General features: G+C 70.4%; 15 protein-coding genes and 1 pseudogene. 7 read left to right on the top strand and 9 right to left on the bottom strand.

Annotated features, from left to right (window positions below; all coding sequences use genetic code 11):
• Positions 1-53: 53 nt before the first annotated feature.
• The 3 genes from AB0B64_RS49470 to AB0B64_RS49460 are packed head-to-tail and all read right to left on the bottom strand — an operon-like array spanning position 54 to position 2,387.
• Complete coding sequence (locus AB0B64_RS49470; protein WP_358195265.1) at positions 54-632, bottom strand: TetR/AcrR family transcriptional regulator; 579 nt, start codon at positions 630-632, stop codon at positions 54-56.
• Positions 633-636: 4 nt separating this feature from the next.
• On the bottom strand, positions 637-1,506 hold the full coding sequence (locus AB0B64_RS49465) for an oxidoreductase (RefSeq protein ID WP_358195259.1): 870 nt from the start codon (positions 1,504-1,506) through the stop codon (positions 637-639).
• Positions 1,507-1,541: 35 nt separating this feature from the next.
• Entirely contained in the window at positions 1,542-2,387 is an 846-nt protein-coding gene (locus AB0B64_RS49460; protein WP_358195253.1) for a hypothetical protein, read from the bottom strand.
• Positions 2,388-2,459: 72 nt separating this feature from the next.
• Between AB0B64_RS49460 and AB0B64_RS49455 the strand changes: the two are divergent.
• Positions 2,460-2,876: pseudogene (locus AB0B64_RS49455) on the top strand (Clp protease N-terminal domain-containing protein); the annotation flags it as partial.
• A gap of 222 nt (positions 2,877-3,098) precedes the next feature.
• Here the strand turns inward: AB0B64_RS49455 and AB0B64_RS49450 are convergent.
• Complete coding sequence (locus AB0B64_RS49450) at positions 3,099-4,121, bottom strand: GNAT family N-acetyltransferase (protein WP_357958392.1); 1,023 nt, start codon at positions 4,119-4,121, stop codon at positions 3,099-3,101.
• Between the two features lie 96 nt (positions 4,122-4,217).
• Between AB0B64_RS49450 and AB0B64_RS49445 the strand changes: the two genes are divergently transcribed.
• The 5 genes from AB0B64_RS49445 to AB0B64_RS49425 all read left to right on the top strand — a co-directional run bounded on the left by AB0B64_RS49445 (position 4,218) and on the right by AB0B64_RS49425 (position 10,210).
• The gene (locus AB0B64_RS49445; RefSeq protein WP_357958390.1) at positions 4,218-5,609 is read left to right on the top strand and encodes an FAD-dependent oxidoreductase; all 1,392 of its coding nucleotides are present in this window, start codon (positions 4,218-4,220) and stop codon (positions 5,607-5,609) included.
• 24 nt (positions 5,610-5,633) lie between these two features.
• The gene (locus AB0B64_RS49440; RefSeq protein WP_358195238.1) at positions 5,634-7,238 is read left to right on the top strand and encodes an amidohydrolase; all 1,605 of its coding nucleotides are present in this window, start codon (positions 5,634-5,636) and stop codon (positions 7,236-7,238) included.
• Between the two features lie 82 nt (positions 7,239-7,320).
• A complete protein-coding gene (locus AB0B64_RS49435; RefSeq protein WP_358195231.1) occupies positions 7,321-7,776 on the top strand; it encodes a hypothetical protein in 456 nt (151 codons plus the stop codon).
• A 27-nt stretch (positions 7,777-7,803) separates the two neighbouring features.
• On the top strand, positions 7,804-8,514 hold the full coding sequence (locus tag AB0B64_RS49430; RefSeq protein ID WP_358195227.1) for a hypothetical protein: 711 nt from the start codon (positions 7,804-7,806) through the stop codon (positions 8,512-8,514).
• Entirely contained in the window at positions 8,507-10,210 is a 1,704-nt protein-coding gene (locus AB0B64_RS49425) for a hypothetical protein (RefSeq protein ID WP_358195223.1), read from the top strand. The genes AB0B64_RS49430 and AB0B64_RS49425 overlap by 8 nt, the downstream gene beginning before the upstream one ends.
• Before the next feature lie 230 nt (positions 10,211-10,440).
• Here AB0B64_RS49425 and AB0B64_RS49420 read toward each other — a convergent pair whose 3' ends face one another.
• From AB0B64_RS49420 to gap, 5 genes are all read right to left on the bottom strand, one after another.
• The gene (locus AB0B64_RS49420) at positions 10,441-10,785 is read right to left on the bottom strand and encodes an RNA polymerase-binding protein RbpA (RefSeq protein ID WP_214636247.1); all 345 of its coding nucleotides are present in this window, start codon (positions 10,783-10,785) and stop codon (positions 10,441-10,443) included.
• Between the two features lie 68 nt (positions 10,786-10,853).
• On the bottom strand, positions 10,854-11,084 hold the full coding sequence (secG, locus tag AB0B64_RS49415; protein WP_214636246.1) for a preprotein translocase subunit SecG: 231 nt from the start codon (positions 11,082-11,084) through the stop codon (positions 10,854-10,856).
• Positions 11,085-11,183: 99 nt separating this feature from the next.
• A complete protein-coding gene (gene tpiA, locus AB0B64_RS49410; protein ID WP_357958579.1) occupies positions 11,184-11,966 on the bottom strand; it encodes a triose-phosphate isomerase in 783 nt (260 codons plus the stop codon).
• Positions 11,963-13,150 (bottom strand): phosphoglycerate kinase, encoded by a 1,188-nt coding sequence (locus AB0B64_RS49405; RefSeq protein WP_358195207.1) that lies wholly within the window; start codon positions 13,148-13,150, stop codon positions 11,963-11,965. Before AB0B64_RS49405 ends, tpiA begins: the two co-directional genes overlap by 4 nt.
• The gene (gene gap, locus AB0B64_RS49400; RefSeq protein ID WP_225291408.1) at positions 13,150-14,154 is read right to left on the bottom strand and encodes a type I glyceraldehyde-3-phosphate dehydrogenase; all 1,005 of its coding nucleotides are present in this window, start codon (positions 14,152-14,154) and stop codon (positions 13,150-13,152) included. The genes AB0B64_RS49405 and gap overlap by 1 nt, the downstream gene beginning before the upstream one ends.
• Positions 14,155-14,340: 186 nt before the next feature.
• Here gap and AB0B64_RS49395 point away from each other — a divergent pair, with 186 nt between their 5' ends.
• Positions 14,341-14,952: a hypothetical protein gene (locus AB0B64_RS49395; protein ID WP_357958378.1), complete on the top strand. Its 612-nt coding sequence runs from the start codon at positions 14,341-14,343 to the stop codon at positions 14,950-14,952.
• Positions 14,953-15,233: the final 281 nt, after the last annotated feature.

Genomic DNA, 15,233 nt, shown 5'->3' with positions numbered 1-15,233 from the left:
CTTTTCGCCTCAAGCCATGGCTTGAGGCAAAATATCACACAAGAATGTTAGGTTTACTGCGCCCAGGCGCGCACCAGCGGCAGCAGGACCTCGTCCACCGATTCCGCGACGAAGGACTCGTCGAACAGCGGCCCGAGGAAGATCATGCGGTGCCAGACCAGCGCCTCCGCCACCCCGAACAGACGGCCGGGATCCACGGGCCCCGGCAGGTCGCCGCGCTTCCTGGCCCGCTCCAGCAACGCCTCCACCCCACCGAGGTCCTTGGCCGGCATGTGCTCGCGCAGCGTCCTGGCCAGCTCCTGGTGCGAGACCAGCGTCGAGGACAGCCCCATGATGAGCCCGTGCTTGCGCTCGACCGCGCCGCACAGGCCGCCGAGCACCGAGGCGAGGTCGCCGCGCAGCGAGCCGGTGTCCTCGGCGGCCGGCGTGTCCATGTCGAACCGGCGGCAGATGACGTCGACCACCAGCTCCGGCTTGCCCGCCCACCGGCGGTAGATGGTCGCCTTGCTGGCCTTGGCCCGCTTGGCGATCTGGTCGACCGACATACGGTCGTAGCCCATCTCGGACAGCAACTCCAGCGTCGCGTCGAGGATGGCCCGCTCCCGCTCGGGGTCGAGTGGTGGCACGTGCACGTCCTCAGCTGTAGGCGATCTCCTCGAATCGTACGCCGGTCAGCCGCGTGGAGACCTCCCACAGGTCGGCGGCGAGCTGCTCGGAACGGGCCGCCTCCGACGGCGTGAGCAGCTGGGTCTTGGGACCGACGAACTCCCCGCCGTGGATCTCCGGCGAGGTGGCCGCGTAGAGGGAGGACACCGCACCGGCCGCCGCGCTCTTCAGGAACAGCCCCACGAGGGGCTGTAGCGGCCCCACGCTGAAGAAATTGGTGGCCGTGGCACCAGGATGGGTGGCGACGCTGACGAGGTCCACCTGGGCCCGCTGAGCGCGTCGTTGGAGTTCCAGGGTGAAGAGCAGGTTGGCCAGCTTGGAGCGGCCGTACGAGCTCATCTTCTTGTAACCGTGCTCCAGGCCCAGGTCGTCGAGGTCCAGCCTGCCCATCTTGTGCGCGTCGCTCGAGACGTTGACCACCCGCGCGCCGGGACGGGCCAGCAGCAGGGGCAGCAGCAGTCCGGTGAGCGCGAAGTGGCCCAGGTGGTTGGTACCGAACTGCATCTCGAAGCCGTCACGGGTCAGCTGGCGCGGGATCATGCCGACGCCCGCGTTGTTGACCAGCAGGTCCACCCGATCGACGCCCGCCGCGAAGCTCCTGACCGAGGCGAGATCGGCCAGGTCCAGCGTGCCGTGCTCGACCTGGGCGCCGGGGACGGCCCGGCGGATCTCCTCGACGGCCGCGCCGCCTTTAGCCGCCGAGCGGGTGGCGACGACGACGCGGGCGCCGTGCCTGGCGAGTTCGAGCGCGGTCGGCAGGCCGATGCCGCTGTTGGCGCCGGTCACGATGGCCGTCTTGCCGCTCAGAGCGGGCATGTCGGCGGGGGTCCAGGTTCTCATCGCCACTCCAGGTGTACGAGACCGTTTCGTACACCTTAACCTATGCGGTGCCGAGCGTGCCGCTCCTCCCGTTTGGCGACCTCCAGCCGCTGCGCACTCTCGGCGAGCCGCTTGCGGGCCTTGGCCAGCTTCCGCTCCAGCCCCGCGACCCGCTCGGCGCGCTCGTCGTGCTCCTGTACGGCCTGTTCCAGGGCGGCGACCCACTCCCGGTGGGCGTCCAGCGCCTCCTGTCGTTCGGCGGCCTTCCTGGCTTCAGCCTCCGCCCGCCTCTTCGCCTCCGCCTCTTCTCGCTTCTCGGCCTCCGCGCGCTTCGCCTCCGCACTCTTGGCCGCCGCGCCCTTCGCCTCCGAGGCCGATTCGGCCGATGCTGTCGAGTCCGTCGGCTTCTTGGCGGGCTTGCCGCGCGGCGCCGCCGGGGCTGGGGCTGGGGCGAAGCCGCTGTAGCTGAGCGGCTTGGCCAGGCGGCCGCGCCGTACCTCCTCGGCGGCGCCCGCGTCCACGACGGCGGCGTCGAGCGTCTGCTCGGCCTCGGCCGCCGCGGCGGCCGACAGCCCGGCCTCCCGTCTGACCAGCCGGGACAGCCGTCCCGCCAGTTCGCTGCGCCGCCGGGTCAGCTCCGCCAGCGCCTCGGCGTCGTGCCTCTCCCACGCCTCGCGCAGCTCCTGCCCGAGCGCCAGCAACTCGCCGAGGTCGTCCGGATGCTCGCGGGCCAGCCGGTTCACGGCCGACGCGGAGACCGTGGGTTTGCGCAGTCCGGCGATGTCGCGGGCCAGCCGTACGTCGCCCGCGTCCTTGGCGGCACGAGCCTCGGCCTCGCGCGCGGCGGTGAACTCGGACGGCGGGAGCCCGTACAGGCGACCGGCCACCTCGTCAAGATCCACACCTGTCAATTACCCCACATCCGCTGGTTTGTAGCGCATAGTGGAGACACGCCACCCGAACGGAGGCCTTCGGTGTTCGAGCGCTTCACTGACCGTGCCCGCCGGGTCGTCGTCCTCGCCCAGGAGGAGGCGCGGACGCTGAACCACGCCCACATCGGCACGGAGCACATCCTGCTCGGCCTCATCCACGAGGGCGAGGGCGTGGCGGGCCTGACACTCGACAGCTTCGGCATCGAGCTGGGGAGCGTGCGCGCCTTCGTCACCCGCGAGGTGGGCCAGGGCGACGAGGCGCCGAGCGGGCACATCCCGTTCACCCCGCGCGCCAAGAAGGTCCTGGAGCTCTCGCTGCGCGAGGCGCTGCAGTTGCGCCACAACTACATCGGCACCGAGCACATCCTGCTCGGGGTGATCAGAGAGGGCGAGGGGCTGGCCGCCCAGGCGATCGTGGACGCCGGCGTGGAGCTGGGCGAGCTGCGGCACCGCGTGCTCACCCGGCTCGGGCAGGGGACGAAGGACCGGCCGACCGAGATGTTCTTCGCCGGCGGCATGGCGCTGGGCGAGCGGCTCACGCAGATCCAGGAGAGCCTCGAACGCATCGAGCGCCACCTGGGCATCCGGCAGCCGGACCAGGCGACGCCCGACGCGGAACCGGCAGAACAGGACTCCGGGCCGGACGAGGACGAGCGGGGCGAAGAGCGGGGCGAGAGCGCCTCAGGCTGACGCCATCGCGCAGACCGGCAGCCTGGCCTCGATCACGCCCGGGTCCTCGGTGTAGCCGAGCGTGGCGCCCAGCGACAGCAGCAGCCGCCGCATCCGTACGTTGTCGGACAGCATCGTGGCCCTGACCTCGGCGTAACCGAGATCGCGCGCCTCGCGCACCAGTGTCCTGGCCAGCTCCGTGCCCAGACCGCGCCCCTGCCAGCGGTCCTCGACCAGGAAGGCCATCTCGGCGATGCCCGGATCGGGGGTGAACATCAGGGAGGCCATGGCCACCACCTGGCCGTCGTGCCCGGCGACGATCGAGCGACCGCGGCTGCGGTCGCAGAGCCGGTCGAACATCCGCGGCGGCAGCTCGGGCATCGAGGTGAAGTAGCGGAACCGGCGCGCCTCGGGCGAGCACCTGTCGTGCAGGTCGCGGACGGCCTCGCGGTAGATCGAGGTGAGCGGCCGGACCGTGACCTCCTCGCCGTCGGCCAGCTTGACCGTGGGGTCGGCGGCGTCCTGCTCGACCGGCGGTTGCGCGAGCCGGACGAAGGAGGCGGCCCGAGCGGCCTCGGTCAGGGTGAAGGGCAGCTCGGCACGGCGCAGCCGGACGGCGCGCCTGGGTGCGACGGGCACCACGAGCAGGGTCGGGTCGGGAAGATCACTCACCGCTTCACCATAGATCCACCTGGCATCGTCGGCGCGCAGCAACTCGGCCAGGAACTCCGGCAGCCGCCACGGCATCGACCGCAGCCGGGAGGCCAGCAGCAGCGCGCGGGTGGGCTCGTCGGTCAGCTCGTGCGCCGTCGCCGGGACCACTTGGACGCGGCGGCCACCGGCCTCCTCCAGGGCCGCACGCACGGCCTCGGGCGCGGCGGGGATGTCGGCGACGAACTCGTCGACGGTGCCGTCCGCGTCCGACTGGACGCTCAGGCCGAGGATGTTGCCGCCCCTGTCCGCCAGGGCCGCGGCCAGGGAGGCCAGTCGTCCCGGACGCTCGTCCACCGTCGTGCGAATGCGCAAGAATCCCATAGGAAGAGGATGCCGGGGAGGTGTTACCTGGCCGCTAACGCCGTGTTTCGAATGCGAGTTTCGTAGCTAGATGCGGCGTATAGGAGGATACCGGCCATGAACGCGCATGTCTCCCTGTCGTCCGGATTCGTGAACGGCGACGTCTCCTTCTGGTACCGCTCCTCCGGCGTACCTGCCCCTGGTCCGCGACTCGACGGCGACCTCCAGGCGGACGTGGCGATCGTCGGCGCGGGCTACACGGGGCTGTGGACCGCGTACTACCTCAAGCAGGCCCAGCCGTCGCTGAACGTCGTGGTGCTGGAGAAGGACTTCGCCGGGTTCGGTGCCTCGGGGCGCAACGGCGGCTGGCTGACCGGCGACCTGGCCGGCTCGCATCAGCGCTACGCCAGGACGCACGGGGTGGAGGGGGCGCGGCGGCTGCAGCGCGAGATGTACGCCTCGATCGACGAGGTGATCCAGGTCTGCGAGAAGGAGGGCATCGACGCCGACGTCGTCAAGGGCGGCGTGGTCAACGTGGCCCGCACTCCCTCTCAGGCGGCCCGCCTGCGGGCCTCGGTGTCGGCCGCCCGCGCCTGGGGCATCGAGGAGGCGGACCTGCGGCTGGTCGATCCCGCCGAACGGCTGCGGGTGGCGGGGGCCGTGGCCGCCTCCTGGAGTCCGCACTGCGCGCGGGTGCAGCCCGCCAAGCTGGTACGAGGGCTGGCACGCGCCGTACGGGAGCTCGGGGTGACCGTCTACGAGCGGACGCCCGTCACGGAGATCGCCCCGGGGCTGGCCGTGACGCCGTTCGGGACGGTCCGGGCGCGCCACGTGCTCCGCGCGACCGAGGGGTTCACCTCGCGGCTGAAGGGCCTGCGGCGGCAGTGGCTGCCGATGAACAGCTCGCTGATCGTCACCGAGCCGCTGCCCGCCTCGTTCTGGGAGACGGTCGGCTGGGCGGGGTCCGAGCTGCTCGGGGACATGGCCCATTACTACATGTACGCGCAGCGGACCGCCGACGACCGCATCGCCTTCGGAGGGCGCGGCCGGCCGTACCTGTACGGCTCGCGGGTCGACGCCAGGGGGCACACGCACGAGCAGACGGTCGAGGCGCTCTGGCGGCTGCTGATCGACTTCTTCCCCGCCGCGGCGTCCTCCTCGGTGGCGCACGCGTGGTCGGGAGTCCTGGGGGTGCCGCGCGACTGGTGCTCGACCGTGCACGTGGACCCGGCCACCGGCCTGGGCTGGGCGGGCGGCTACACCGGGCACGGGGTGACGACGGCCAACCTGGCCGGCCGGACGATGCGGGACCTCGTCCTGGGCGAGCGGACCGCGCTGACGGAGCTGCCGTGGGTGGGCCGCCGGGTGCGGGCCTGGGAGCCGGAGCCGCTGCGCTGGCTGGGGGTGCACGCGATGTACCGGTTGTACCGGGTGGCGGACCACCGGGAGCGGTCGATGCCGGGCACGTCCGTACTGGCCCGCATGGCCGATCTGATCACCGGCCACTGAATCACGTTGAGATTGGGGAGCACTATGAACACGCTCTTTCGAGGGGGACGGGTCTTCACCGCGAAGACCGGCTTCGCCGAGGCCGTGCTGGTCCGCGACGGCGTGATCGCCGCCGTTGGCGACGAGCGGGACCTGGTACGGCTGGCGCCGGGGCACGAGACCGTGGACCTGGACGGGGGTCTGCTGGTGCCCGGGTTCACCGATGCGCATGTGCATCCGGTACAGGCGGGCCTGGAGCGCGCCAAGTGCGATCTATCCGAAATTTACGGACTCGATGCCTATTTGGCGAAGATCGCTGACTATGCGGCGAAAAATCCTGAAAAAGAGTGGATTGATGGCGGCGGGTGGGACATGTCGGCCTTCCCGGGTGGGCTGCCGCACCGCGACCAGCTCGCCTTCGCCGACCGGCCCATCTACCTCATCCAGCGCGACCATCATGCCGCCTGGGTCAACGCCCGTGCCCTGGAGCTGGCCGGCGTCACCGCAGACACCCCCGACCCCGCCGACGGCCGCATCGAACGCGACGCCGACGGCACGCCCAGCGGCGTCCTGCACGAGGGCGCGATGGACCTCGTCGGCCTCCTCACCCCGCGCCCCTCCCCTCGCGACCTGGACCGGGCGCTGGCGGATGCCGAGCGCTACCTGTTCTCGCTCGGCATCACCGGCTGGCAGGACGCCATCGTGGGCTCCTACGCGGGCTCGGTGGACCAGCTTCCCACCTACCTGTCGGCGGCCGGCTCCGGCAGGCTACGGGCCCGCGTGGTGGGCGCGCTGTGGTGGGACCGTACCCGTGGCCTCGACCAGATCGACGACCTGACCGCGCGCCGCGCCTCGGCGGAGGGGCTGGACCGGTTCCGCGCGACCTCGGTGAAGATCATGCAGGACGGCATCACCGAGAACTTCACCGCCGCGACGCTGGAGCCCTACTGCCTCTGCGGCGGCACGGGCCTGTCCTACGTCGACCCGGACAAGCTCAGGACGTACGTGGCCGAGCTGGACCGCCTCGGCTTCCAGGCGCACGTCCACGCGATCGGCGAACGGGCCGTACGCGAGGCGCTGGACAGTTTCGAGGGCACCTCGCCCGCCAACCGGCACCACATCGCGCACCTGCAGATCATCGAGCCGTCGGACGTGCCCCGCTTCGCCGCGCTCGGCGTGACGGCCAACCTGCAGCCGCTCTGGGCGACCCACCACGCGCAGATGGACGAGCTGACGCTGCCGTTCCTGGGCGAGCCCCGCTCCTCGTGGCAGTACCCCTTCGCCGACCTGCTCTCCCACGGGACGCGGTTCTGCGCGGGCAGCGACTGGCCGGTGTCGAGCGCCGACCCGCTGCAGGGCATGCACGTGGCCGTCAACCGTACGGAGCCCGGCAGCTCGGTGCACGCCGGCTACCCCACGGCACAGACGCCGTTCCTGCCCGGCCAGCGCCTCGACCTGGCGACCGCGCTGACCGCGTACACGGCCGGTTCGGCCTGGATCAACCGTTCCCCCGCCGGGGTGATCGCACCGGGCCGCCCGGCGGACCTCGTCGTCCTGAACCGCGACCCGTTCACGCTGCCGGAGCGCGACATCTGGACCACCGGGGTACGCATGACGTTCGTGGACGGCGTCGCCGTACACGAAAGGTAGGCCAGGGTGGGTGCGCGATCCGGCGCTACGGAACGCGCACCCTTCCCGCGTACGGTCGCCTCCGACACAAGTGGAGGCTGACATGGTGATGCGGCGAACGTGGGCCGTCGCGGCGCTCGCCTGCGCGATGACGGTGACCATTCCCGGCGTCGCACAGGCGACGACCCAGAGCGGCAGGGACGTGGTGATCACGTCCAGGCGCGGCTGGCAGGACACCGGGATCTACGTGTACGCGGGCGACCGCGTCCGGGTCGCGCAGGTGGGCGGCAGCTGGACGGTCGACAACAACTCCTTCCCGTGGGTGGGCGCCGACGGCTACGACTGGGACACCGACTCGCACATCTACCAGGGCTGCAAGATCCACGACAGCTCCCCCTACGGCAGGCTCCTGTCCCGGATCAACGGCGGCTCGCGTGCCCTGGGCGCGCACCGGAGCTGGCAGGCCGGTTCCGGTGGCCGGCTGTTCATGAGGATCAACGATCAGAACCGCTGCCTCGGTGACAACGCGGGCGCGCTGATCATCAGGATCTGGCACTAGCCATCAGGTCGGGAGTGTAATGACCGTGTGACGGGGACACACGGCAAGCGCGTGGTCGTCGTGGACGACGACGACATCAGCCGCACCGGCATCGTCGCCATCCTGTCCGCGACGCCGGGTGTGGAGGTGATCGCGGGACTCGATCATCGGGCGGCGGCCGGCTGGTCGTACGAGGGCGTCGACGTCGTGCTGGTGGACGCCGCCGACGAGCGCAGCCCCGACGACCACTTCCCCGGTGTGGCGGTCGTGGAGGCCGTCCGCCGCGTCCGGAGCCGTCAGCAGACCACGGTCATCGTGCTCACCGGCCACTTCCTCGACGGCGCGGTCCGGCGGCGCATGCGGGAGGCCAGGGCCGACTACTTCTACCACCGCAGCCAGCTCGGGGACGCGGCCCGCCTGCGCGCCGCCGTACTCCAACCGTCTGGGGGCGTGCCCGGCCCCGCCGATCCCGAAGAGGAGATCAGGCTCGGCGTCTCCCCCGTCAGCCGGGTCAACGCGGCCGTGGCGCACGCGCTGGCGGAGCACCTGCCGGAACGGCTGGGCGAGCGGGTCAGTCCCCGGTCGCGGGCCTGGATCCGGTTACGGGAGCGGTTCAACCGGCAGGCCCGGCTCGCGCCGACGACCTCCGACGGCCGGGCTCCGGACCGCACCCAGTCATTGCCGTCGCTGCCACAGATCGCCCGCTTCCTGACCTGGGCGACAAGAGTGAAAACACCGCCACCGCCACCGGATGAATGAATCGCTCAGGGGCGCCACGCGGTCCACCTCGTTCACCGCCGTCCGTCTCTTCCTCAACCTGCGGCTGGCCTCGCGGGTGACGATCTGCGTGACCCTCTGGGAGACCCTCACGCCACCCGTGGCGCTGCTCACCCTGCTCGCCTCGTGCCTGTACGACGTGCTGGTCTTCCGCGCCCTCAGACGCCACGGCATCCCCGTCCCGGTACGGCTGGCGCTCGACGTCGCCGACGTGGCCGTCTGGTCCGCGCTGGCCGGCGACCCGATCGACGCCCCCGCCCTGCTGGCCGCACCCCTGGCCTACGAGCTGGCCTTGGCGCACGGCTGGACGGCGCTGGCCGTACCGCTCACGTCGGGCGCGGTGGCCAACGTGGCACTGGCCGTGGCGGGCTGGTCGTACAGTCCCGCGCCCCTTCTCTGGCCCGCCGGCGGCGTGGCGGGCGGTGTGTTCATCGGCCGGTACCTGCGCGGGCGGCTGCGGCAACGGCTGCGCGTGGCCGCGGCGGAACGTCAGGCGGCCAGGAGCCGCGCCGAGCTGGCCGGTCGGCACAGCGTGGCCATGGGCGCCGACACCGTGGTGGACCTGCTGACCCGTACCTGGCCACTGCTGGCGGGACCGGGCCGCCCAGTGGCGTCGCCTCTGTCGGCCTGGCGGCAGCGGCTGGCGGAGGAGACGGCCGATCATGCCGAGTACCTGGCGGTCGCGTTGCTGCGCTGGGAGCAGCGCCACAACCTGGCCAGCCCGGACCTCTCCCGCGACGTGGAGTTCCGTCCCACGGACGAGAGCGGCTCGCTGCTGCTCTCCCCCGCCCAGACGGCCGCCCTGCACGACGCCCTGGTACGCCTGGCACCCACGGGCTCGCTCACCGTCACCGCGGACGAGCCACGGCCGCTCGGGCGACGGCAGGAACTGCGGATCGGCTCCAGGAAAGTGGTCCTGCCGGAGGACGCCCGCCCGAACACTCCGCCGTTCGACGCGGGACCGATCGCCATCGCCCTCGGCGCCGTCGGCTCGCTCAGCCACTCGTGGCGCGACATGGACGGCGTGCCGCTCCCGGCCTGCGCGGCCCTCACGGTGACCGGACTGCTGGTCGCCTTATGGGCGCACCGGCACGTACTCGCCCGTGGCACGGCGGCACACGCGCGGGTGCTGGCCGCGGGACTCTGCTTCGGCGCCGTGGACGCGCTGGTCTCGACGTCCCTCATGCGGACGATGGCCGCCGGCGGGCTCACCCGGATGCCGTTCCTGCACGCGATGCTCTTCGCCGTCCCGCTGACGGTCATGTACTGGCGCGACCTGGGGCTGGGACGCCGGATCGCGGCCGTGGCGTCGGTGGCGTCGATCCTGTGCGGCTGCGTGTGGCTGCTGCCCGTACCGCTGCACTGGGCCGACCTGGCGGGACTGGTATGGCCGCTGGCGTTCACGATCGGCGCCTCGGCGGTGCGCGACCTGCTGGACCTGGACACCAGCGGGGTGGACCACGAACTGGCCGCCGAACACGCGGCGGCGGTGCGCGAGGGCTACCTCAGCGGCCGGGCCGACGTGCTGCGGCTGGTGGAACAGGTCACGGACGAGGCCGCCCACCGCCTGAGCGCGGACCGGGACTCGCTCGACCCGCGTTTCCTCCCGGAGATCGAACGCCGCCTGTCCCAGGTCCGCGACCGCGTCTCAGCCCTACGGCACCAGCCAGATCCCTGACCACTCCACAGAGCCCGGCACCCCGAACCCGCCAAACCCCCCCAGCATCCCGCGCACCCCACGGATCCGGCACCCCGCCCAACCCACGACGCAGGTGGCCGCCCATGGCACCGCCGAACCCCATCCGGTGAAACCCGGGGGTCGCCCGTGACGGCCCACGCCACGAACAGCGAAGGACCCCGGCGCAGTGTGCCGGGGTCCTTCGGAGATAACTCTGAGCTAACAAGGTCCTACCAGGGGGACTTGTTGTTGCGCAGACGCTCCAGCGCTTCCTCGAGGATCGCCTTGCCGTCCTTGTCGCTCCTGCGCTCCTTCACATAAGCCAGGTGCGTCTTGTACGGCTCGTTCCGGGGCGGGGCAGGCGGGGCCTGCTCGTCCTGGCCGGCCGGGAGGCCGCAGCGCGGGCAGTCCCACATTTCGGGCACCGCCGCATCGCTGGCGAAGCTGGGCCGCGTCTCATGCATGTTGGCGCACCAGAACGAGACCCGCACTCTCGGAGCTGCCTCGCCGCGCTCGGCCTCCCCCATCGGGCCGGCGCCGACACGGCTGCCACGGATCGCGTTGCCACTACCCACGGATGAACTCCTCGCTCGATCGCCCCGTGACACACGGGGGGAGAATCACTGTCACGCGTCAATCTGACTCAGGGCCGCAGAAGCAGACCCAGAGCGATGATGCAGACGAACCAGACGGTGCCCGTGATCACGGTCAACCGGTCGAGGTTACGCTCCACCACCGAGGAACCACCGAAGTTCGACGAGAAACCGCCGCCGAACATGTCAGACAGGCCACCACCCTTGCCCTTGTGGAGCAGGACGAGCAGGATCATGAGACAGCTCGCCAGGATGAGGGCGATGGAGATTCCGATTTCCACGGTATGCCTAGTCCTTCAATGCTCTGTCACGCGTGACGATTCAAACTTGCTTCTAGAGGGTACGGCTTGTTGTCAAGTCGCACCCCCGGAACGACTCAGTTAGCCAGACATATCGGAGAAACGGCAGATCTTAACGAACTCCCCGGCATCGATGCTGGCACCGCCCACGAGCGCGCCGTCGATATCGGGTTGAGCCATGATCCCAGCGATGTTGCCTGACTTGACCGACCCTCCGTAAAGGATACGTACTGCGGAGGCCACTTCGGGGTCGTACAGCTCAGCGAGTCTTCCTCGCAGCGCCGCGCAGACCTCCTGGGCGTCCTCGGGAGTGGCCACCTCGCCGGTGCCGATCGCCCACACCGGCTCGTAGGCCACTACCATCGATTGTGCCTGCTCAGCGGAGACTTTGCGCAGTCCGCCGTCAAGCTGAGCCAGGCAATGTGAAACCTGCTCGCCCGCCTGGCGCACGGGCAGGCCCTCGCCGACGCACAGGATCGGCGTGAGCGAGTGGCGGAACGCGGCGTGCACCTTGGCGTTGACCAGGTCGTCGTCCTCGCTGTGATACTGCCGCCGCTCCGAGTGGCCGGCCAGGACGAACGTGCAGTTCAGCTTGGCCAGCATCGCGCCCGAGATCTCGCCGGTGTAGGCGCCCGCCTCGTGCTGGGACAGGTCCTGGGCGCCGTAGACGATGCGCAGCTTGTCGCCGTCGACGAGCGTCTGGACGCTGCGCAGGTCGGTGAACGGCGGCAGGACGGCTATCTCCGCCTTGTCGAAGTCCTTGTCGGTGAACGCGAAGGCGAGCTTCTGGACCAGCGAGATGGCCTCAAGGTGGTTGAGGTTCATCTTCCAGTTGCCGGCGAAAAGCGGCTTTCTCACGGTCAGTCCTCCAGGGCGGCGAGTCCGGGCAGGGTCTTGCCCTCGAGATATTCCAGGCTCGCGCCACCACCGGTGGAAATGTGCGAGAAGCCGTCTTCGGGCAGGTCGAACTTGCGTACGGCAGCCGCCGAGTCGCCGCCGCCGACCACCGTCAGGGCGTCGGCCCCGATCAGCGCCTCGGCCACGGCCCGGGTGCCGCCGGAGAACGCGTCGAACTCGAAGACGCCCATGGGGCCGTTCCAGAAGATGGTCTTGGCGTCGGCCAGCTTGGCCGCGAACAGCTCACGGGTCCTGGGACCGATGTCGAGCCCCTCACGGTCGGCCGGGATCGCCGTGGCCTCGACCACGTCGTGCGGCGCGTCCTCGGCGAAGCCGGTCGCGGCCAGCACATCGACGGGCAGCACGAGATCGACACCGCGCTCGGCGGCCTCGTTGAGGAAGCCGCGCACCTGGTCGAGCTGGTCCTCCTGGAGCAGCGACTTGCCGACCTCATAGCCCTGGGCCTTGAGGAAGGTGTAGGCCATGCCGCCGCCGATCAGCAGCCGGTCGACCTTGGCCAGCAGGTTGGCGATGACGCCGAGCTTGTCGGAGACCTTGGCGCCGCCCAGCACCACCACGTAGGGGCGCTCGGTGTCCTCGGTGAGCCTCCTGAGCACCTCCAGCTCGGCCACGATGAGCTTGCCCGCCGCGTGCGGCAGCAGCCGGGGCACGTCGTAGACGCTGGCGTGCTTGCGGTGGACCGCGCCGAAGCCGTCGCCGACGTAGAGCTCGGCGAGCCCCGCCAGCTTCTCGGCGAACGCCCCGCGCTCCGCCTCGTCCTTGGACTCCTCGCCCGCCTCGAACCGGAGGTTCTCCAGCAGGGCGACCTGGCCCTCCTCCAGCGCGTCGGCGACGCCCTGGGCGCTGTCACCGACCACGTCGGTGGCGAAGGCCACGTCCTCACCGAGCAGCTCGGCGAGGCGCTCGGCGACCGGCTTCAGCGAGAGGCCGGGGTTGGGCCGCCCCTTGGGGCGGCCCAGGTGAGCGCAGACGACGACCTTCGCGCCCGCGCCGGTCAGCGCCTTGATCGTCGGCACCGACGCGCGGATGCGGCCGTCGTCGGTGATCGTCTCACCGTCGAGTGGGACGTTGAGGTCGGCGCGCACGAGCACGCGCCGACCCTTCACATCGAGATCGTCGAGCGTACGCATCAGAGGTCCGCGCCCACCAACTGGATGAGGTCGACGAGGCGGTTGGAGAAGCCCCACTCATTGTCGTACCAGCCGACGACCTTGACCTGGTTGCCGATGACCTTGGTCAGGCCGGCGTCGAAGATGCAGGAGGCGGGGTCGGTGACGATGTCGCTGGAGACGATCTCGTCCTCGGTGTAGCTGAGCACGCCCTTGAGCGCCCCCTCGGCGGCGGCCTTGTACGCGGCGTTGACCTCTTCGACGGTCACGTCACGGGAGACCTCGACGGTCAGGTCGGTGGCCGAGCCCGTGGGGATCGGCACGCGCATCGCGAACCCGTCGAGCTTGCCCTTGAGCTCGGGCAGCACCAGGCCGATGGCCTTGGCGGCGCCGGTCGAGGTGGGCACCACGTTGACGGCGGCGGCGCGGGCGCGGCGCAGGTCCTTGTGCGGGCCGTCCTGCAGGTTCTGGTCCTGTGTGTAGGCGTGGATGGTGGTCATCAGGCCCTTCTCGATGGTGAAGGCGTCGTTCAGGACCTTCGCCAGCGGAGCCAGGCAGTTGGTGGTGCAGGAGGCGTTGGAGATGATCGTGTGCTTGGCGGCGTCATAGGTGTTGTCGTTGACACCCATCACGATCGTGACGTCTTCGTTCTTCGCCGGGGCGGAGATGATGACCTTCTTGGCGCCGTTGTCGGCGTGCACCTTGGCCTTGGCCGCGTCGGTGAACAGGCCGGTCGACTCCAGCACCACGTCGACGCCGAGGTCGCCCCAGGGCAGCTTGGCCGGGTCGCGCTCCTCGAAGACCTTGATCGTCTTGCCGTCGACGGTGATCTCGTCGCCGGAGACCTTCACCTCGTACGGCAGGCGGCCGAGGATGCTGTCGTACTTCAGCAGATGGGCGAGCGTCGCGTTGTCGGTCAGGTCGTTGACCGCAACGATCTCGATGTCCTTGCCACTGGCGGCCACCGCACGCCAGAAGTTGCGACCGATGCGGCCGAAGCCGTTGACGCCTACGCGGATGCTCACGGGAACCGATCTCCTCGTACGTGATGGCGAGCTAAAAACCTCAATGCCAAACCCTATCGGAACCAAATTGGTTTAGACCACTCGACTCCCCCTACCGTGAATCCGCGATCAGGCGGCGTAATTTGTGAGCTTCGAGTAAAGTGCCCGACTCATCGGAGTAAGTTCCGGCATTCTCTGGGGGCTGAGATGTCACAACCTAGGTCCGGCCTGCTGTCTGGCCTGATCGTGGGTTTCGTTGCCACGCTCGTCTGCGCCATCGCGCAAGCGGCGGTACTCCTGTACGGAGACCGCTTCATCCCGGCTGCCTTCCTGACCGCCGGCGACGGCCTCTGGGCGATGACCACGATCGCCTTCGCCTCGGCCCTGCTCCTGTCTCTCCTGGTATGCCTGTTCAGGCCGGGCAGCCGGCTCCTGCCGTGGTGGTCGGGCCTCTGCTCGGCGGCGGCGGTGGCCCTGGGATGGACCACCGCCCGCGCGATGACCACCGGCGGCCGGCCCGACCTGAGCCTCGACCGCCTCATCACCAACTTCCCGGCCGAGCTGGCAGGTCTCTGGCCCTCGCTGAAGGACTCGTGGGAGCCCTGGCTCCCGCTGGTGGTGGCGGCCTTGACGGCCTATTTCCTCGTACGCATACGAGTACGCCGCGTCCGAGCCCGCCGAGCCTCCCTCACCCCACCGGAGGACCCGACCCCGGCCGAACCGGAATACCGGGCCCCCTTCGAGCCTCTCCAAAGCCCCACCAACCCCTCACGCCCCACAGGCGACCTCTTCACCCCGAGGGACTCGGGCCGGTCCTGAACCGGCTCACCGGCCCGATCCACGGAGACGGCCAAGCATGCGCACGTCACGGCGGGAAGTCCCGCCAACGGAGGAGCGTTCCCCTGGACGGGGCCCAGCCCACGACGGCGATCGGCGCCCACCGTGCCTGCCGTAATGCATGAACCGCCTTGACGGAAAGACACACAAGGCAGAGCACCACGGGGAGAACCCGAAAGCGATCCCCGCGCAGAGAAGCCCGCCCAGAACCCAGCGACCTCCGCACGCGCAAACCCGCCCAGAACCCAGCGCCCCCCGCACGC

The sequence above is a fragment of the Nonomuraea sp. NPDC049129 genome, assembly GCF_040648495.1.
Classification (GTDB): domain Bacteria; phylum Actinomycetota; class Actinomycetes; order Streptosporangiales; family Streptosporangiaceae; genus Nonomuraea.
The sequence above is the reverse complement of the archived record's forward strand: the minus strand, read 5'-3'. Positions and strand labels throughout refer to the sequence as shown.

Excerpts from the sequence above, each read along its gene's own strand:
- AB0B64_RS49465 (WP_358195259.1), bottom strand. The coding sequence starts at position 1,506 with ATGAGAACCTGGACCCCCGCCGACATGCCCGCTCTGAGCGGCAAGACG.
- AB0B64_RS49450 (WP_357958392.1), bottom strand. The coding sequence starts at position 4,121 with ATGGGATTCTTGCGCATTCGCACGACGGTGGACGAGCGTCCGGGACGA.
- AB0B64_RS49445 (WP_357958390.1), top strand. The coding sequence starts at position 4,218 with ATGAACGCGCATGTCTCCCTGTCGTCCGGATTCGTGAACGGCGACGTC.
- AB0B64_RS49440 (WP_358195238.1), top strand. The coding sequence starts at position 5,634 with ATGAACACGCTCTTTCGAGGGGGACGGGTCTTCACCGCGAAGACCGGC.
- AB0B64_RS49435 (WP_358195231.1), top strand. The coding sequence starts at position 7,321 with ATGGTGATGCGGCGAACGTGGGCCGTCGCGGCGCTCGCCTGCGCGATG.
- AB0B64_RS49425 (WP_358195223.1), top strand. The coding sequence starts at position 8,507 with ATGAATGAATCGCTCAGGGGCGCCACGCGGTCCACCTCGTTCACCGCC.
- AB0B64_RS49405 (WP_358195207.1), bottom strand. The coding sequence starts at position 13,150 with ATGCGTACGCTCGACGATCTCGATGTGAAGGGTCGGCGCGTGCTCGTG.
- AB0B64_RS49395 (WP_357958378.1), top strand. The coding sequence starts at position 14,341 with ATGTCACAACCTAGGTCCGGCCTGCTGTCTGGCCTGATCGTGGGTTTC.